Raw genomic sequence first — 19,775 nt, forward strand, 5'->3', positions numbered from 1 at the left:
AAAACTTAATTAATACAATGGGTACTTTACAGAAATATATATTTACAGGACTTACATATCAGGCAAACGCGCGGGCAGCGATGCGGTGGAAAACGCGTTCGTCTAACTTATAGCGGTCATTAAGTGTCAAACTGCTTCTTGCCGTAAAGAGCGCATGGTTTACCGCATTGTACATCAGCCAGTAGGAAGAGCTGCTGCCAAGCATTCGCTGTTCGAGTCTAAGCCGCTCCTGAGCCTGTTTGGCAAGCTGTACGGGAATAGGCAGGTCTTTAAGCAACTCATCGTCTGCCCGGTTAAGATTTTTTTGCTGAAAATGTTCGTATACCTGACTGGTTAGTGATGGCTTTGGCGTCAGAAGACCGGCCAAAAGATTGTGCAATTGCTCTTTGAAGAGCTCAGGGGTTAGCCGGCTATGGTGAATCTTTGGGATTTGTCCTGACTTTTTCCCTTCCGTTTTTGCCGGCTGAATTTTTTTTAAATTACCAGACTTTGCCATCGCGTGGCCATTAAGCCAACGGCGGTATACAGCCAAATTATCAAAAGAATCCGCCCATCCCATTAACCCATTCTCGCACAACGCCCTGTAAAGGCTGTTTGCCGGACGGGTGCTTTGATCCAATACGGCTGGGATAGTTTGCCCCTGAATTGTGAAGGGCGTTTTTCCATTATAACTATTGGTCAGCATTAAACTGTGCTGAAGTGTTTCTGTGCCAACCGACATCTGTCTGTCGAAAATAATGCTGATGCTAAACTCGCCCGTTGGGGTATGCTTGATCTGCAAAGTGTAATCACTTAACAGCTGATCGACAACCTGGCGTATCGCCTCGTTGGGTATAATGGCATAATCAGCACTTTGAATGCCGAAAATTGTTTTCCTTCCCCCCAGGGGCTGTCCAACAACAAGCTGTTGACGGTCAGTTGCCATAATCTCGTAATCGGGCAGAATGTCAGTCAGCCAAACCGGTCCTATCGGGTAGCAAATATCGTCCCAGGAATCTGACATGTAAGGCTGTGAAGTGATATAAGTCATAAATTATTTTTTTGCAGTTGTAAATTTACAACTGGAATTCGAAAATTCAAAATGAATTGAACTTCTTTGTGATATCTAAAGAATTTGCTGCATCTGCCAAAGGTGTAAAAAATCAATATTCGCCTGATCTGAAGTATTGGGAGAATGCCCCGCGGCGTGGCGCAACAGGCTTACAATTGAAGGAATTAACTAAACATACAATTTAGCTAACATACGAGAAGCAGAAATTGAGAAAAGTGCACTTGGAAAGTGACAATGCAAGAAATCAACCTCTGTTGCAGCGTAGTTCCAGAAGTTGTTTTGCAGCGGATTGGTTAAAAAAAATATGGAACCACTGATAGCCGAAGCCCATATTGTACTACCTATCACAATTAACAAAGCGTTAACGGTATAAAGTAAATACATGTGGTCACGTTTTTCAAGCTATTGGCCCGTTTTAAATTCATTTTCTATATAAACAAGAAATTCTTCCGCCGTACAGTTTTCAACCTTAATTAAATTTCGTTTGTGATCATAGAATTCTGTTTTGTAAAGTCCGACCCGATCACTTTTTTGAATAAGCAGATACTTTGAAGGATATTTTACAAAATATTCCTTTGTGCTGATGTGATCATAATTCAGCAGCAGGTGTGGAAGGTCTGCGGGCTTGTCAACTTTGGCATATGTAACAATAACAATTTCTTCAACCGGGTTGAGCAGGGCCACAAACCAGGGTGGGCCGTAGTTAATAATTAGTTTGGAAAGATTGGCCTTCTCAAAATCGGGCAAATCCGATACAGGTATTGATTTGGAATTATCCCATTTATCAAGAATGGCACTGTTCAGATCAGTAATGAGCTTGTTCATAACATTAGGGTAGTAATTTTTTGAAGTATTTGAATATTATAAATAATTATTCCAATCCTGCGTTACTTCCAAATCAAGAATTAATTATAAATCCGCAAATTAAAGAGCATACCGAATCCTGCCGGCTGTCCTTTTCGGGCAGATTTGTTTTGCGGTAAGCTAAACCAGTTTGTCCGATCATGCCCTACTTTGTCTGCTTGTAAATCCAATCTGAAATCACGCTCAGCGCCTTGGGAGAGAATGTTTGCTCAATTGTGGCATATTCGCTGGGAGAGCCGGTTTTACATTCCTGGAAAAGGTGATTTAATCCCGGTAATTCTAATGTTGTCACATGGTCATTTCCGCCTTTTTTCAAAGCGGCTGCTATCGCAGAAAGGTTTTCTTTTGCAGGTATTTGCAGATCTTTTCCGCCGTTTAAAGCCAGAACTGCGCAGTTGACTTTTTGCAGCACTTTGGCAGGATCATACTTTAAAATGTATTTAAACCAGGGCGATGAAATTACCTGAGTATTTGCGACTAAGAAATCCTGATGGCTCATTTGCGGCGGTTTAATTTTGGACATACGCACCGAATCTTTTTTATCTGCAAGGATGGCATTACCATATTTTAATAAATCTGCTTTTAAAGTCGAGGTATTCTGCGAATTTAAAATCAATTGATAAGCATGTTTTGTAATCGATTTAGATCTTTTGATATCAGATTCGGTCACGCCCATGGCCCGCTCGATTAGTTCCTGCTGGATTAATAATAAACTGTCTCCCCGAAAGCCAGGCGCTGCAAGCAAGACAATAAAGTTGATATCTTTACGGGTCGATGCGACCATCTGTGCGATCATACCTCCCTCGCTGTGGCCTACAAGACCAACTTTACTTTGATTGATTTCTTTTCTTGTTTTCAGTTAGGCAATAGCGCTTTCGACGTCTTTTGCAAAATCCACAGTTGTTGAAGCGCTAAAATTTCCTGTCGATTTGGCGATTCCACGGTCGTCGAAGCGCAAAACAGCAATTTCCTTTCTGGTTAAGATGTCTGATATAATCAAAAATGGTTTGTGATTTGCATACGCTGCATTGCGGTTTTGTCCACCGCTTCCGCTAATTAAAATAACTGCGGGGTACCTTCCTTTTTTTTTCGGCAGGGTAAGTGTTCCGGAAAGCGATATTTTTGCCGCCTGATTTTTAAAGGTGACATCTTCACTATAATAAGGATATGGTTCGACAGGATCCTGAGCTCTTTTGACCACCGGTTCATCCAGCCGGTTGACAATAATAATAACTGAAATAACCAGCGAAGCAACGCAAAGAAAGCCAATCAGCTCTTTTGAAATTTTGTTCATACAGTACCGTTCTTTACTGGTTTCCTTAAAATACCCAAAGCTCTGGTAAGTAAGAAAAATTGCAGGTACGGCTACTGTGTTTTTTAGATTTCTTTTAGCCCTGACCTTGACATTTTTACGAGTAGCATATTGAAAAGTAACAAAGATAAAAGCCGCCGGATTTCGATCAGGTGAGACCAGGCAAGACTTTAAGCTGGTTATTGATTAATTATGATCCCGAGTTTGATTTTCTTGCTTCACCAGGCTCTTTAAATACTCTTCTAATGATATTTTCCCCAGAACTGCAGGCGGCTCAACTTTAAAGTCAGCCTTAAGAGTCAGGCTGGTCATATTAGCCATAGACTGAGCTGCCTGATTGGAGAAGCCGATTTTTTTTCAAGGGTTTCTATCCAGTTTTCACGGGGCGTTTCTACCGCTTTTACATCTCTGTTTAATACTTTTTGAAAGCCCGCAGCTACCTCCTGAGCCGAGTACATCTGCGGGCCTTCGATGTTATAAATGCGGTTTCCATCAGCAGGCTGCATGAGTATTTTCGCTGCAAATCGTCCCATGTCGGCCGGCGCAACCATGGGCAGTTTAAAATCGACCGGATACAAAGTGTTGACAATACCCTCTTTCCTGGCAGATAATAGCGATGCCTCCCAGTTGCTCATGTAGTAGGCAGCTCGAATGATGCTGACAGGAAACGGTTTTTTCTCTAAAAGCTGCTCCATGTCGTACAGAACTCCCAGGTCTCCAAGCTGATTACCCGGCTGGGCGCCATAGGTGGACTGGGCTACAATACTGTCAAGTCCTGAATTATCAAGTGCTTCCAGGATCTTGTCAACAGTTTTACGCTCCTCGACAGCGGTGTCCGAGCCGGGCGCGGCTGGCGGATTAAGTAAAAAGAGCCTTTTTCCCCGGCGAAAAACCTGGTTAAGGGTTTTGACATCGTGCACGTCGGCAATGGCGACTGTTGCGCCTTTCTGCTTCCAGAACTCTGTTTTTTTTTCGTCGCGTGTTATGATTGTTACTTGTTGGCCTTCATTAAGCAGCGTTTCCGCTACGACTGATCCGACATGGCCACTGGCTCCAAGAATGATATACATGACATTTGAATTTTTTGACAGAAATTATTTAGCATAATAAATTAACGCGGGAAAAAATGATGCCATTTCTGATATTATATAGATCGTTCATCAGGCATACACATTTTTTGGTTCCAGCACATCTTCTTGTACTCAATCCGAATTATGTAAAGCTATGTTTCAGCAGCTTAAATTCATTCAAGCAGAACGCTGAGCACAATAAGGGTTTTGAAATGATTAAAATACGAGTTGTTGACAATGATAAACCTGAAGTGAGTTACTTTTAAACAGACTAATCAAATCTTATTAAATGAAAAACCTGCTGCTTCTGCTATTTGTTATGGCTCATACCTGTGCCTTCGGACAAAAGAAACCTAAACATGTTATCCTAATCGGCATCGATGGATTAGGTGCATATGCTTTTCCAAGGGCTGAGCTGTCTGCTTTCAATATGGACAGTCTGGCATGGGCTAAAACCGGAAACCCTGCTTTAAAGCTACATATTCCCACTTTCGAAAAACTCACAGAGTCTGGCGCCTACAGCCTGCAGGCACGCTCGGTGCTTCCTTCCTCAAGCGCGGTGAACTGGACTTCGATGACAATGGGCGCAGGACCTGAACTGCATGGCTACACCGAGTGGGGAAGCCAGACGCCAGAGCTGCCATCACGATTGACTGATGAGTTTGGTCTGTTTCCTTCAATCTTTGGCTTGATGCGCCAGCAAAAACCCAAATCGGAAATTGGGGTGATTTATGAGTGGGACGGCATCGGGTTTCTGCTTCCTAAAAAAGCATTAAGCACAGAAATTAATTGTCAGAGAGATAGCGCGACAGCGCAAACGGCAAGTAAATACATCATAGAAAAGCGGCCGGAACTGCTTTTTTTACACTTCTCAGATGTTGATCACGTCGGCCGCGAGTTTGGTAACGGAACCGCACAGTACTATCAACAGGTCGATAAAATGGACCGTTATCTGGCGCAAATCATGGGCGCGGTTTCGAAATCGGGAAAAGCGGATGACACCGTCGTCATTATCTCAGCTGACCATGGCGGAATTAACAAAGGCCATGGTGGCAAAACGATGCAGGAAATGAGAATTCCGTGGATTGCGGTGGGCAAAGCAGTAAAATACAAGGAGAAATAAAGGAAAGTATTGTCACTTACGACACTGCGGCGACGATCGGCTGGCTTTTGAATCTGCATATGCCTCAGGTCTGGACTGGCAGGCCAATCAAACAAATTTTTAAATAGAGCTTAACTGTTTATTTATCATGACTTTATGTTTAAAAACTACCTATTTTTTAATTTATGTTATCAGGTGAATTTTAATTGCGGTGCATGCTGGCAAACTGTTTGCTGTGGCAGATACATTTAACTAAAGCCAAACACAATGAAAGCTGCCGTTATTGAACATTATGGATCTCCGGATGAATTTAAGATAAAGCAACTGCCTACACCTCAGATTGAAAATGGCCAGATATTGGTCGAAAATAAAGCCTCGTCGGTCAATCCGATCGACACGATCGTGCGCCAGGGAAAAACCATGCTGGTTACCGGCTTGATTGGTGACCAACTGCTGGGAAGTGACTTCAGCGGGGTGGTAATCGAATCAAAAAGTAATTTGTTTAAACCGGGCGATGAGGTTTTTGGTCTTAATCCGGCAGTAAAAGGAGGCTCTTATGCGGAGCACATTGTTGCCGACGAAAGCAATGCGGCTTTGAAACCCGCCAATTTAAGCTTTACCCAGGCCGCGGTTTTACCATTGGTCAGTCTGACTGCCTGGCAGGGACTGGTAACGGAGGGGAAAATCAAACCCGGCGATTATGTGCTGATCACTGGCTGTACGGGTGGGGTTGGCCTGGCCGCAGTACAAATAGCAAAAACATTCGATGCAATTGTTACAGGTACTTGCAGCGCCAAAAATGCAGAATTTGCCCGCTCCATTGGCGTAGACCATGTGGTCATCTATGATCAGGATCAAATAGCGGGCAACACAAAGTTTGATCTGATTTTTGATGCCAGCGGGCATTTTACGATCGATGACATGAAAATAAACCTCACAGAGCAGGCTATGTTTGTCTCAACTAAGGGTGGCACCGACTCCTTGAAAGGCGCTATTGACGCGGTAATGGACTTAGCATTTGAAAAGCGAATGAAAATTGTCATGATGAAACCTAACCGGCAGGATCTCAATACGATCAGCCAGCTGGCCGAATCTGGAAAGCTTAAAGCATATATTGCTCAGACTTTTCCCCTTGAAGCACTTGCACAGGCCCATCAAATAATGCAGGACGGTGGATTTACGGGTAAAATTGCTGTTGAAATAGGGGCTTAATCGCGTTTATAACGGTTTGTAACTTACAGTAAGCTTTCCTGATATAATAGGTTTCACAGTGTATAGGCCAATCCGGCTATAAACGGCTCCACCTTCGGTAATTTCTTCTGAGCGGACCGACAATTGATTTCCAGGGCAGGAAAAAGTAACCAGCATTTTTTCTTTGCCCTGGCTTAAAACCATTGAGCTGTCTGATGTTTTTTTCCAATTAGCGCGGGTGATTACAGCACTTTCAAAGCGCTCAGCTTTGTTAAAGGCAAAATCATCGGTAACTAACACAATGCCCTTACCACTCCGGTCGTAGTGCATGCTCCGGTGTAGTTTTTGCAAGCCGCTTTCGGGGTAAGCAGAGCCGATATCCAAAACCAGATCGTCGTAGCCGGTTGTGAAATCTTTGCCGATCGTTACAGCCTTCGACTGGCTGCCGGCCTGCTGCTGTTTACCGGCTACCAATGGAACTGGATGACCAAAAGAGCCGATCGTTTTATATGTATAGCGAAATTTCTCAGTAAAGATATCTGCCGTATAGGGGATAGAGCCCGGATCGCCAGCCATGATTTCTTTTCCTGAAACAATCGTGTAGGAGCCCACGTCGTTGTGGTTATGATGCTCTTTGTTGTTGCCACCTTTAAATGCCACACCAATCTGGCAGATTGACCCGGGCGTCGGACGCGATATGAGCACCCCTGTCTTCTCAAAGAAATAGCGCAGTGCTGCTGGCGCAGAAGGTGCTGAGATTCTCTTAGGCTTCGCATCGGATGAGTTTGGAAAGACCATCATCACATCATTTCTGTTGTCATCTGTGTTACCTAAAACACTTACCGTATCATATTTTTCGAGTCCCAGACCGAAATTACGGTTCAGGTAACGCATGATGCTTGCATCGGGCTGAACACCTGGTTTACTATCAGAAATAGCGGGATAAACTCCGTTGATGATTTCCAGGCCCGGAATGAATCCGGCAATTTTTTTTACTTTTTCGATCGCAAAAAGATCGATTTTACCCTTGGTTGCCTGCCAGATGTTTTCCCGCAGTAAGATATAGTGCCCAAAACCATAATTGTAATAGCCAACGCCCTCCGAGCAGTAGCCGTCATCACCAAATCCCTCTAGCCCGTTTTTAGAATAATATTCTCCGATATAGGTAAAAACAGCCCGCTGTTTTTTGTCTTCCAGCACGGCCAGTGCAGCCCCAACCACACCGGAAAGACAAACATGGTTATAGTTATTGGTCATTTGTAAAAACCTGTTTTCTGCAGAATCGTTTTGTGTTCTGATCTTGTCAAGTACCGGATCAAAAACCCGTTTTTGCAACGCTTCGATAGCTTGCTTTTTAAGGGATGAATCAAGCTTGTCGCCCAAAAGGTATAGCGTTTGCGCGATCGTATGTGCATAAAGAGCAGAAGTCAGCTCAACGGAATATTCGATGCTATTGTAATTTTTAAACTTGAAATCGTTACGGGGAGATACCCATGATTTTTGCGCGAGTATGTCTTTGAGGCCTTCCTGGATCTGCCTGATGTAGCGCCCCTTGTTTTGCAGACACTCCGCCCAGGTCAGCTCAGATAATCCTTTTGCTCTGTCGCGCATCATTTGAAGGCCACGGCCGGAAGATGTTGCCGAGCCGTCAGAAAGTGAAAAATAATCTGCCTTGCTGAAAGCCGGAAAAGAGAAGCGCTCCATGTTTTTTAAAAACAAATCGTATTCGCCCGATTTCAGCAGCTTATCCCATACCTTTCTGTTCGTGCAGGGCTGGCCAAAACCTGAAGGCTGATCCTCTAAAAGCAGAACAATCTCGCTGATTCTTTGCTCATCAAGCGGTTTTAAAGCAGATGGCAGGCCCTGAGCTTGTAAAGATGAATCTGTGATCAGCAGCACTAATGTAAAAGTAAGCCACAAGCCAAGCCGGCAGATCATTGATCTTTTCATAAAAGTCAGCATTTTATTGTTTTATAATATTTTTAGAAAATCAGGTGAAAGCTTTACTTCAAGCCAGTACTATCTGAGCTTAAAAAAGCACTTATTGAACTGGCCGGGGCGGAAAGTTCGAGGTGTTTGCTGGTTTCTTTAAAAAGCGGATCATCATACTTTTTCGCTGCCCAGCGGAAAAGATCCAAAGCGCCTTCTGGTGTTTTTCCTTTTTCGATATTGGTCCAGCTCCACTGCTTTTTACCAAGAAGATAAGGACTCAAAAACGCAAAGCCAAGGTGCATACCGCGGCCATCAGATGTTTTATAATGCCACAGATCTTCCCCGAGATGATCCATACAGCGGGCAATTGTGACAAATGCCTGCAAGCCGTAAACAGAGTAGTGTAGCGATCGCTGTCGGCTTAGCTCGCGCGGCATACTTCCCACCGCTGTAATCTGCTGATCGATTTGTTTACGGGCAAGCGATACCAGTGACCGGGCTCTTTTTAAATTACCGCTGTATAAAGAAAACGCCATGATTTGTGCCGTATACCAGCTACCATGGTTGTTGTCTGCCAGGCCTTCTTTTTTGCCCATATCACTTTCCAAAAGCCAGGTGGTGTAATCACTAAACCACGCTTTAAGCTCCTTATCATCGTTTTGTGTCCAGCTCTTCGAAAGCGAAAGCAGCTTGATATGATCAACGGTTTTAATCAGCGCAACAGAAAAGATGATTCCGATTGGCATACCATCGTAGACTCCGGGAAGCGCCGATGCATTTTTTAAATTTGGATTCATTTTGGTTTTGGGATCCAAAAACCAGATGCGCAGAAGCTCGGATGCTTTCTGTGCATATTTTTCCTGCCCTGTAAAATAAAAGGCGAGGCATAGCTGATTCACCCGGCTTAGGGTGGTATTGTATCGGCTCAGATCATAACGGCTGCCATCGGCCTCTGGGTTGGTCACTCCGTCGCGCCTGACATATGGCATTCCGTCTGCCGTGTTCGGATTGGGAAAGGCAAGTTTGCCGATGGCGAAAAAATCATGCACATCTCCTGATGGAGGAACATCTCCGTCTGTTACGTTCTCAGCCGGCACCGAAAGCAGTTGATCTGCCTGTTTTAGAAGACTCTTGTAAGCAGGCTTTGCCGGCAGATCACCTGCCTTTATGATGGCAAGCTGCGCATAGTCATAATAAACAAGCTGTAAAGCCGGTGTTTGCATTCCGAAAGAAGGCGAGCACAAAATGACGAGCAGATACAGAATTGGGCTTTTTCTCATAAGCTGATTTAGCTTTTTGCGTAAAGTTTTTCTTTTAGCACCGCCATGGTCTGCTGTTGTCTTTTCTTTACAAACTGCTGCGCTTTGACAACCTGGGCTTTGGCAGATTTTGGGTTTTTGGCAATATCGAGTACCGCTGGCACAATACCGGCTACGTCTTTGGGCGTATCCATATCAAAAAGCCACTTTTGTAGGCCGATATCTTTCCACATGGCTGCTTTGCTGGTCTGCTCTTCAAAACGGCAAACTACGGCTGGTATACCCAAAGCAATACACATGATCGGCGAGTGCATTTCAAGACCAAATAGCCCCGCTGAGCGCGCATAGGTGCTGACCGCCTCGTCTGTGAGCCAGTAATGATCCCGCCAGACAACTCTTTTTTTTACGTCTTCCGGCAAAGGGTCATAAAGCATTTCCTTACCTATGTGAACCTGGGTTTCATTTTCGGGAACAATCAGAATTTTAAGATCCGTCTGGCGCACCACCGCAATGATAGCCTCTCTGATTGGCGCGTTATCATGCTCTTTCATCTTCATGTTATAGTCGTTTTTCTTTTCGTTGATCATCAGTTTTTTTGCCGGGATCTCCCACCAGGGTGAGAAGCGGAACTGCGGAATGACACACATGAATTTGCCGTCTGCCAAATCATGGGTTTTTAGAAAAGAAATCGCGGCCTGATCGTCTTTTACATCCACAGCAAAAGCGCCGTCGGGACAGAATTCCATGATCGGGCATTTGACGCCGATCTTTCTGGCAAATTCAAGAGAAACCGAGTCGCGGAAATAAGCGAACTGCGCTTTGGTGAGCAGTTCAATGTCTTCGGGATTAAACTTTTCGCGGTCTTCTTCAAAGCCATATACACCCGGGTAGGTAATTCCATAAATACCATATGGTTTTTCACTGGCTTTTATCCAGCGTTCCAGTTCCTTGCGTCCGGTGAGTGATGGAGCTGAGCCGTGAAGAAAAAAATCTGCTTCTTTGATGGCCGATTCTTTTTGCTGCTCCGTTTTCAGGATTATAAGCTTAGGAAACCTATGCATGATCATCTGCTCGACACCGTCACCCACATCGGAGGGCCATAAAAGAATGTCCGCCTGGGGGAAATAATCTTCCAGCAGTGTGAGCACGCCAGGCGTATGGGCAATGTCTCCAATATTGACTGTCTGCCAGGAAGATCTGAGAATGATTGTCTTTTTTGCTTTCAGTCCTGTTGCCAGAACAGGAACGGCCGACAGCATGGCTATAAGCAGTGGTGATTTTTTTAAAAATGCTCTTCTGGTGGGCAAATAAGTCATATTGTTTGAAAAGGAATGTTGAAAGGCATCTGACCAGTCGTGGATTTAAAGCCCGAATTTTAGGAATACAGGTTTTTCTTAACGATCTCCATGGTCTCGCGCTGTCGTTTGATGACAAAGTCTCTGGCTTTAAGCGCTTTCTTTTTGGCTGTTTTGGGATCTTTCGCAATAGCCAGCACGGCAGGCGTAATTGCAGATACATCCCCGGGTACGTCCATGTCAAAAAGCCAGTCGCCCAAGCCAATATCTTTCCACATCAGCCCCTTGCTGGTTTGTTCGGCAAAGCGGCCAACAGTTGCCGGGATTCCGTTTCCAACGCACATAATCGGCGAGTGCATCTCCAAACCAAAGAGCCCTGCCGAGCGGATATAAGTGCTAACAGCCTGATCGGTGAGCCAATATTTTTCACGTAGCACAACACGGGATTTTACATCTTCGGGTAATTTGTCATAGAGCATTTCTTTACCGATCTCCATCTGCGTTTCATCTTCGGGGCAAATTAAAACTTTCATCGAAGTCTGACGGATCACGGCCACGATGGCATCGCGAATAGGGCCATTGTCGTGTTCTTTCATTTTCTGATTGATCGCGTCCTTATCGTTTTCAATGGTTCTGTTCTTGCTGGGAATTTTCCACCAGGGCGTGTAGCGGTAACGGGGGATCACGCAAAGAAATCTGCCTTCCTGTAAGTCATGTTCTTTCAAAAACCGAATGGCAGATTCGTCATCTTTTACATCGACTGCAAAAGCGCCGTCGGGGCCAAATTCCATGATGGGGCATTTCACACCGATTTCTTTGGCCAGGTTAAGCGATACGGAATCACGAAAGAACGCAAACCGGGCATTATTGAGCAGCTCAACATCTTTGGGTGATGCTTTTTTGGCCTGTTCGGGTGTGCCGTACACGCCAGGGAAAGTGATCCCGTAAACCCCGTATGGCTTACCGGTTTTTGCCCATTCCTCCAATGTCGCCCGTGCTACCAGAGAGGGCCCCGAACCATGCAGCATAAAATCGGCCTCAGACATGGCTCTTTTTCTGTCTGCATCGGTTTTGATGATTTCTACTTTTGGAAAACGTTTGGCCAGCATCTGTTCGACGCCATTTCCCACATCGGAAGGCCATAGCCGGACCTGCGCCTGGGGAATGTATTTTTCTAAAAGTGCCAAAACACCCGGCGTGTGTCCTATATCACCAATATTTACAGTCTGCCACGAAGAGCGCAAAATGATAACAGGCGTTTTTTTATCGGTAAATCCCGAAAGCGGAATCGATAGCGAAATGGCCATGGCCGCAGAAGTTTTCAAAAATTCCCGCCGGCCCTGATGATTTGTTTTTTTTATCATAACTGTTTTTTGTTGCTCACTGGACAAAAGCGCAGTCAGCGGCTTTTATATTCAAAAAAATGATCGTCATCTTAGCTTGCAATGTTTTACAGCTGCTTGTAGCTGACTGTCACCGAGCCGGATTTGACTGGTTTGTTTAGCTGGATGCCCAGTCTTGTGTAGGCAAGTCCGTTCTCTTCGCTGATTTTTTCTTCCTTGATTGTAAATCCGCCTTCCGGCGCGGTAATGCTTGCCATTAACTTATTATTTTTGCCTTCCAGAATGATCTGCCCCTTCTCATTTTGCTTCCAGGCCGCTCTGGTAATAATGGCAGTCTCAAAAGGCCGGGCAGTATCAAATACAAACGCATCGGTTACGTCCAGGTTGGCATCGCCCAACCTTTTATAGTCAAACTTTCTGATCAGCGATCGTAGCCCGTCAACCTGGTAAGCAGACGTAATATCCATCTCAAAGTGGTCTTCGGCATCGGTAAAGTCAGCCCTGAGAATTTTTGCCTGGGCCTGGTTGCCACTCCTTTGTTTTTCTCCGGCGATCAGCGGCACGGGATGCCCGTAAGAGCTAAGTGTTTTGTAATCATACCGGTTAGGGCCAAAGGTTTTGGCTGTATAGGGTATCAGGCCCGGATCACCCATCAGCACCTGATCTCCGACAGCGATGGTGTACGATCCCAGATCGTTGTGGTTATGGTGCTCATTGTTTTTGCCTCCTTTAAAAACCGCTGCCAGTTTTGCTTTTGAATTAGCCGCCGGACGAACAGTCAAAATGCCGGCCGCGTCAAAATAGGATCTTATCCCGCCATAACGGTTACTGCTGCCTGCCGCAGGTCGGGCCATGGAAGCGCTGTTAGGGAATACATACAGGACATCGGCGACCAGATCAGACCTTGCTCCAAGCAGCGAGATGGAATCATACTGGCTCAGGCCCATGCCCAGATTATGGCTGACATAATATAGGATGTTTTTTGCCGGTTTGGGGTCGGCAGGGCAGTCGGCAATCGCAGGATAGGTACCATTGATCATTTCCATATTGGGCAAGAAGCCCGCAATGTTTTTAATTTTATCGTTAGAGAAAAAGTCAATTTTCCCGTTTGTGGCCTTCAATACATTTTCTCTCAGGCTGATAAAGCGTCCGAAACCGTAATTGTAATAGCCAATACCCTCGGTGCAGTAACCGTCGTTATGGAAACCGGCAATAAAATTCTGGCTGTAGCGCTCGGCAATGGCAACGAATTTGGCCCGTTCTGTTTTGTCTGAAAGCACAGTCAGCGCAGCGCCGGTAATGCCGGAAAGACAAACTGCATTCCAGTTGTTGGTCACCGTCAGCCAGCTGTGGTTTCGGTCTTTGCCCTCCAGTGTTGCCAAAACAGGATTAAATGCTCTTGCATGCAAGCTTTCCAGAATATCTTTCCTTGTTTGCGTGTTTAATTTGTCGCCCAGCAGATAGAAGGCCTGCGCCAGATTATGGGCATAACTTGCCGTGGAGAGCTCGACGAGTCCGGAGAAGGTTTTCTCAGAATAGTTACGGGGATTAACCCAGGTTTTTTGTTTGAGAAGCTCGCCGATGACCAGCTCTAATTTTGGGATGTATTTGCCTTTGTTTTCCAGACACTCAGCCCAGCATAGTACAATCAGCCAGCGTAGGCGTTCATTTAACATATCCTTACCAGACTGCGAGTCGCCTTTGGTAAAAATGCCCATGTAAAGTTCAGTGTCAAATACAGGAAAGGGCTTTGTAAGCATTCCCTCGGCCTGTTTTAAAACAGATGCATATTTGCCGCTGGCCCAAAGTTTATCCCAAACTTTTCTATCCGAGACCGGACTGCCAAAGCCCGCAGGTTTTTCATCGAGCAGTAAAGCGATCTGTCCGACGCGGCCGGGCTCCAGGGGGATTATCCCAGCCACCGGCTTTGTATAATCGGCAGGCTCCTGGGCCAGTAAGCCGGTGCTTAACAGCACAAAAACACCAAGCTTTATCCACGTTCTGATCATATAAAAATCGGTTAGCTGTATATTCAGAATAAAGATTACCAACCCAGGTTTTGGGTCATTTTAGGATTGGCATCAATCTCTGCGCTCGGAATGGCCCATAGCAAAAATTTAGGACTGAAAGCCACCAAATTCAAAGGCTGCACCCTGCCGCCTGCCCAAACCTTGGTCGTTGCATTGTAGCTTGGCGCGGTCTTCAAAGCAAGTTTAGGATAAAAATCCTCATAACGGTACTGCACCATGGTGCGCTTGTTGTCCACATAACGCATACGGATCGAATCAAACCAGCGTAGACCCTCTCCGACAAATTCAAGGCCTCTTTCATCATATATTTTTAATCTGAATTGTTCTTTGGTCAAACCTGTGGCCAGATTTTCCGGTGTTTTTCTAACCGTTCCGTTTGCTTTACGGGCACGTTCGCGCAATCTGTTGAAATTTTCATAGGCAAGCGCGGTCGGACCGTTAAGCTCATTTTCTGCTTCGGCTTTGATCAGATAAACTTCTGATAATCGGATGATGAAAAGATCGTTTTCATTGTTTCGTGCCTGATAACCGTTAGGATCCTTGTATTTGTCCACATAGGGATAGGATTCCACCGTCTCTGCGGCTTGTCTTACCTTTGGATAAGTGATATAGGCCCGGTTTGTGAGCGTGTTGGTCCAGCTGGTCAGGAAGGAAACTTCTGTTCTGTAATCATTGGTATATTCTCCGGTGCTGTAAAGATCATAAAACCAAGGCTGTATCCGCAGCGTACCGGCACCAACGCCGTCAGTAACATTGCCGCAAATTGCATTTCGCGTCGTCGGCTGCAGATAGTAGGGGAGCTCTGAGCCCCTTGAACTGGCGCTGGCTGCCAGCGCATCACGCGTGTGCTGAATACCAAAAATCACTTCTTTGTAAGCACTTTTTTCCTGGGCCACATCCCACAAATTGGCATAATTTTCAATAAGTGCATATTCATTTGATGCCGTCACACTATCGGCATAAATGCTCGCTGACTGGTAAGCAATCCTTGCCTGATCAGGCTTTCCGCCTAAATCATGGTAATTTCCATAAGTCAAATAAGCACTTGCCAAAAGCGCCTGGGCGGCACCCTTGGTCGCCCGGCCCGACTCTGTGGAAGGCTGTTTACTATATAACACACAGCGCTGAGCTGCTTTTTTGAAATCCTCAAAGATCAGCGCATAAACTTCTTCAACTGAATTGCGCGGACTGTAAAATTCAGAATCGCCCTTTGTTGGCTGGGTGCGGATGGGAACTCCGCCGTAAAACCTGACAAGGTTAAAGTACGAAAATGCCCTTAAAAAATACAGCTCGCCAATGGCCTTGTTTTTAACAGCCTGTGAGACAACCTGAGAAGTCTCCAAAAGCTCTAAAAGCGCATTGGCGTTATTGATCGTATTGTAATAGGTCGTCCAGGGGGTAGCATGATACACGTTGGATGCCGGCAGGGTACGTTCTGTAAAAGCCCGCTGGGTGCTGCCCGTGGTGGCAATGTTGTCACCTCCATACAAAAGCGGGTAGGTCAGATTGGATTTGTAGCCGCCAAAGGTGGTAAAGAACGAATAGACCCCATTAAGCTGAAAGGCAACATCTGCGTCGTTTTTTATAAAAGTCTCCGAGAGCGCATTGTCATAAATAGTTTCTTCCAGCGAGCAGGATGTCATCATCAGCAGCAGACTGGCTATGATTGTATATTTTTTGATCGTTATCATCTTTTATCGTATTATTAAAAACCTATATTAATTCCGGCCGAAAGCGTGCGATACTGGGGGATACTTCCGTTATCCACGCCAGGCATCATCGAATTGTCGGCTCTGCTGTTGATCTCCGGATCATACCCTTTGTATTTAGTCAAGGTGAGAAGGTTGCTGACCGAAACAAACAGTTTCAGATTGCGGATACGCCGGATGCTGGCAGGCGGAAAACCATAGGACAAGGTGATGTTTTTTAAGCGGACAAAAGTTGCGTCCTCGACAATGAAATCAGTGAACCGGGAGTTAAAAGGCGTAGCTGAGGTGGATGGGGCGGGGTAGTAGTTGCTTGTTCCCTCGCCCGTCCAGCGGTTATCGTAGGCCTGCTGGCTGACATTGCTTTGATTTCCACGGGCAAGTGCATCCAGATAAAAACGGTTGGCGTTAATCACATCCTGCCCGATGCTGCCCTGCACAAAAACAGACATGGTCAAACCTTTCCAGGTTAGATTGTTGGTGAGTCCAAATATAAAATCAGGATAAGGATTGCCGATGATTTCGCGATCCTCAGCGGTTATAGAGCCGTCACTGTTGATGTCCTGATACTTAAAGCTGCCCGGGGTAGGTGTCGAGGAGTCTTTCGGACCATTATCGATCTGCTCCTGATTTTGGTATATCCCGTTGATGCGGTATCCATAAAAAGAACCGATCGGACTGCCCACCTGCGCTATATGCAAACTCTGACCGCCTATGGCCAAAAAGGCTGTACCCACAAAAGATTCTACACTGCCCAGATTGACAATTTTATTTCGGTTGATCGAAAGATTTGCCGATACATCCCATTGCAGACTTCCGCTAAGAGGTTTTAAGCCCAGATCAAACTCATAACCTTTATTTTCAACTGAGCCCAAATTGGTGTTGTATCGGGTAAAACCGTTTGAAGGCGGAATCACCAGCGCAATCAGCAGATCAACTGAGTTTTTTTTGTAGTAATTAAATTCAAAATCAAGTTTGTTGTTAAAAAAGGACATGTCCAGTCCCACATTACCCTGCTTGGTTGTCTCCCAGTGCAGTTTATCATTGGCCATGTTTGACTGCACGTATCCGGTTTGTACCGACTGATCAACAACAGTATTGGTCGTTGCAAGCGTTGCCTTGGTAGCGCCGACTGCAATGGCCTGATTGCCCGATAAACCATAACTGGCTCTTAGTTTGAGTTCTGAGACAAAAGAAAACGCCTTTATAAAATTCTCGTTATGAAGGTTCCATCCCACAGCCACGGATGGAAAAAACGCCCATTTGTTTCCGGCGGCCAGTCGGGTAGAACCATCCGCGCGGCCGGTAAGTGTAAAAAGATATTTGTTGTCAAAGCTATAGTTGACCCTGCCAAGAAAAGAAGAAAGGGCCCATTCCTGGGTGCTCGTAACGGGTTTACTGATCGAGTTGGCGCCTGCAAAATTATAGTAGAGCTGGTTATCATTTGGAAAATTGAGTGCACTCAGCCCAAAACTTCTGCGGTTCCACTCCTGCCAGGTGTAACCTGCGACTGCGTTGAAGCGGTGTTTTTTATAAAAGGTACGGTTTAGATTGAGGGTATATTCGGTCAAATAGTTAAATGAGCCCAAATTGCCGCGGTAGGCATAGCCGCCTTCCAGATTTCCAAGGGTAGTTCCTCTGGGATGGTAAAAATCCCTTTGAGACGATGAGTTGTTTACACCGCCGTTTAATCTGAAACTCAGGCCCTTTAAAAGGGTATATTCGGCAAAAATGTTTGCCAAAACAGTCGTAACCCTGTTTTGGTCATCAGCCAGGTTTACCAGTGTGAGGGGGTTTCCCTGATAAGACTGATCCAGTTCGTCTTCTGCTGTAAAGGGCGTAACCATAGGACGCGAGCGCAGCGCTCCGTGTACGACCGAGGTTGAAACATCATCACGGTTTGAGGATTGCATCGCGGCCTTGTTTTTGCTCATCGAGCCGCTCATACTTAGTCCCATTTTGAAGTTTTTGCTAAACTCCCGGTCTAAATTGATACGGATCGAACCTCTGTCGAATTTGGAATTTTTTATGATCCCTTCCTGTCCCAGATAGCCAAGCTGTATGGCGTATTTCATTTTTTCCATACCACCCGAAAGACTCAGCTGGTGGTTTTGGGTAATGGCCGTCTGGTAGACCAGATCCTGCCAATCGGTATTTGTTTTTTCCAGCTCAGCGATCGCTGCTGACTTGTAGACAGAATCCTGTCCGCTTCTCAGATAGGCCTCATTGGAATATTTGATGTAGTCACTTGTATTCAGCACAGGAATCTTTTTGGGCAGCTTGCTGATATCATATCGGAAACTGTATTCGATGCGGTCTCTGCCGGACTTGCCGCGTTTGGTGGTAATTAAAACCACGCCGTTTGAACCTCTTGATCCGTAGATCGCTGTCGCAGAGGCGTCTTTAAGTATTTCGACCGATTCAATGTCGGCCGGATTCAAATTGGCCAGCGCATTGTCGCTTGGCAGCTCGGAGAGATAACCCGACTGACTGCCGCCGGACATTTTCACACTTCCGTTGTCTGAGTCGACCGGGTAGCCGTCAATGACAATCAAAGGCTGATTCGAACCGCTCACAGAAGTAGCCCCGCGGATATTGAAAGTAATGCCACCGCCGGGTGCGCCCGTATTTTGCGTGATCTGTACGCCGGAAACCTGTCCCTGTAGCATTTGTTCGACTGAGGAAATAGAGCGCTCATTGACCTTATCGGCGGTTATTTTTGAGACTGATCCGGTTAAATCACTCTTCCTGACCGTACCATAGCCGACCACCACTACCTCATCAAGCGCTTTGGAATCATTTAGTAATGTAACGGAAATATTTGTCTGGTTTGCGACTGTGATTTCCTGGGAGAGATAGCCTACATAGGAAAAGACGAGTTTCGCGCTTTTGTCGGCAACGTTTAAGGCGAATTTGCCATCTGCATTGGTCGTTGTACCGTTTGGTGTTCCGGCAACAACGATACTGACGCCGGGAAGTCCTTCTCCTTTTTCGTCCCGGACAAGTCCCGTCAGGGAAATATCTGCGTTTTTTGTTCTAGCGGTCTGGGTACCCGCAGCGTTTAACGGGCTTAAAGGAGGTGTGCTATTTTGTTGAAAACTTGCCTGGGTATTATCCAGCGGCAAATTTTGCTGGCCGCCGGCAGGCTCTGCGGACGAGCTTGATTTAGGGTAGATCAAAAAAGAATTTTTACCCGAACGCTCAAACAGAAGGTTATTGGGCAGCAGCAGACGTTTTAATTTCTCTTCAATTTTCTCTTTTCGCTCTACGTCTGCCAGATCAACTGCTTTGCCCGCCAATGCATTGTCATTGAATTCGAAAATCAGTTTATGCCGGGTGCTGAGTGTATTAAGGGCCTGGGAGAGCCCGATTTTTTTGACAGTGATGATCTGTTGGGTTTGCTGCGGAGCGCTAAGGGCAAACGTTTGGGCACAAATGACATGTTGGTGCTGCAAGCAGGTCAGCAAAATCAGGCAGGTTATCAAATGTAGTTTTTTACTCATTTCTTACCGCGTTAAGTTTAAGATGGGTTTAGGAATATTACTAATGTTTGCAAGTGCACATTTTAGCTTAAAAGGTATTTAGCGGATGATGGATCTGTACGGATTTATTCGTTTTCA

At 45.6% G+C, this 19,775-nt stretch carries 14 protein-coding genes; 2 read left to right on the top strand and 12 right to left on the bottom strand.

Features of this window, described 5'->3' with window-relative positions; all coding sequences use genetic code 11:
* Nucleotides 1–58: 58 nt before the first annotated feature.
* The 5 genes from E0F88_RS16850 to E0F88_RS16870 all read right to left on the bottom strand — a co-directional run bounded on the left by E0F88_RS16850 (nt 59) and on the right by E0F88_RS16870 (nt 4,297).
* Nucleotides 59–1,030, bottom strand: a complete 972-nt coding sequence (locus E0F88_RS16850) for a hypothetical protein (protein ID WP_131959432.1) — start codon at nt 1,028–1,030, stop codon at nt 59–61.
* A gap of 423 nt (nt 1,031–1,453) precedes the next feature.
* Nucleotides 1,454–1,876: a hypothetical protein gene (locus tag E0F88_RS16855; RefSeq protein WP_131959433.1), complete on the bottom strand. Its 423-nt coding sequence runs from the start codon at nt 1,874–1,876 to the stop codon at nt 1,454–1,456.
* Nucleotides 1,877–2,060: 184 nt separating this feature from the next.
* Complete coding sequence (locus E0F88_RS16860) at nt 2,061–2,774, bottom strand: alpha/beta hydrolase family protein (RefSeq protein ID WP_131959434.1); 714 nt, start codon at nt 2,772–2,774, stop codon at nt 2,061–2,063.
* A complete protein-coding gene (locus tag E0F88_RS16865; protein WP_131959435.1) occupies nt 2,775–3,209 on the bottom strand; it encodes an alpha/beta hydrolase family protein in 435 nt (144 codons plus the stop codon). It lies immediately after the preceding gene.
* A 326-nt stretch (nt 3,210–3,535) separates the two neighbouring features.
* Complete coding sequence (locus E0F88_RS16870; protein ID WP_131959436.1) at nt 3,536–4,297, bottom strand: NmrA family NAD(P)-binding protein; 762 nt, start codon at nt 4,295–4,297, stop codon at nt 3,536–3,538.
* 289 nt (nt 4,298–4,586) lie between these two features.
* Here E0F88_RS16870 and E0F88_RS16875 point away from each other — a divergent pair, with 289 nt between their 5' ends.
* Both E0F88_RS16875 and E0F88_RS16880 read left to right on the top strand, forming a co-directional pair.
* A complete protein-coding gene (locus E0F88_RS16875; RefSeq protein WP_220466309.1) occupies nt 4,587–5,420 on the top strand; it encodes an alkaline phosphatase family protein in 834 nt (277 codons plus the stop codon).
* A 246-nt stretch (nt 5,421–5,666) separates the two neighbouring features.
* Nucleotides 5,667–6,611, top strand: a complete 945-nt coding sequence (locus E0F88_RS16880; protein WP_131959437.1) for an NAD(P)-dependent alcohol dehydrogenase — start codon at nt 5,667–5,669, stop codon at nt 6,609–6,611.
* A 6-nt stretch (nt 6,612–6,617) separates the two neighbouring features.
* Here E0F88_RS16880 and E0F88_RS16885 read toward each other — a convergent pair whose 3' ends face one another.
* The 7 genes from E0F88_RS16885 to E0F88_RS16915 form a co-directional block, all read right to left on the bottom strand.
* Nucleotides 6,618–8,540 carry a heparinase II/III family protein gene (locus E0F88_RS16885; RefSeq protein ID WP_131959438.1) on the bottom strand — a complete coding sequence of 641 codons (1,923 nt, stop codon included), beginning with the start codon at nt 8,538–8,540 and terminating at the stop codon, nt 6,618–6,620.
* 53 nt (nt 8,541–8,593) lie between these two features.
* Entirely contained in the window at nt 8,594–9,802 is a 1,209-nt protein-coding gene (locus E0F88_RS16890) for an alginate lyase family protein (protein WP_131959439.1), read from the bottom strand.
* A gap of 8 nt (nt 9,803–9,810) precedes the next feature.
* The gene (locus E0F88_RS16895) at nt 9,811–11,097 is read right to left on the bottom strand and encodes a polysaccharide pyruvyl transferase family protein (RefSeq protein ID WP_131959440.1); all 1,287 of its coding nucleotides are present in this window, start codon (nt 11,095–11,097) and stop codon (nt 9,811–9,813) included.
* A 59-nt stretch (nt 11,098–11,156) separates the two neighbouring features.
* Complete coding sequence (locus E0F88_RS16900) at nt 11,157–12,440, bottom strand: polysaccharide pyruvyl transferase family protein (RefSeq protein ID WP_131959441.1); 1,284 nt, start codon at nt 12,438–12,440, stop codon at nt 11,157–11,159.
* An 86-nt stretch (nt 12,441–12,526) separates the two neighbouring features.
* Nucleotides 12,527–14,428 (bottom strand): heparinase II/III family protein, encoded by a 1,902-nt coding sequence (locus E0F88_RS16905; RefSeq protein ID WP_131959442.1) that lies wholly within the window; start codon nt 14,426–14,428, stop codon nt 12,527–12,529.
* 35 nt (nt 14,429–14,463) lie between these two features.
* Nucleotides 14,464–16,140, bottom strand: coding sequence for a RagB/SusD family nutrient uptake outer membrane protein (locus E0F88_RS16910; RefSeq protein ID WP_131959443.1), 1,677 nt, complete (start codon nt 16,138–16,140; stop codon nt 14,464–14,466).
* A 14-nt stretch (nt 16,141–16,154) separates the two neighbouring features.
* Nucleotides 16,155–19,658 carry a SusC/RagA family TonB-linked outer membrane protein gene (locus E0F88_RS16915; protein ID WP_131959444.1) on the bottom strand — a complete coding sequence of 1,168 codons (3,504 nt, stop codon included), beginning with the start codon at nt 19,656–19,658 and terminating at the stop codon, nt 16,155–16,157.
* Nucleotides 19,659–19,775: the final 117 nt, after the last annotated feature.

Origin of the sequence: Dyadobacter psychrotolerans (assembly GCF_004349265.1) — a bacterium.
Lineage (GTDB): Bacteria > Bacteroidota > Bacteroidia > Cytophagales > Spirosomataceae > Dyadobacter > Dyadobacter psychrotolerans.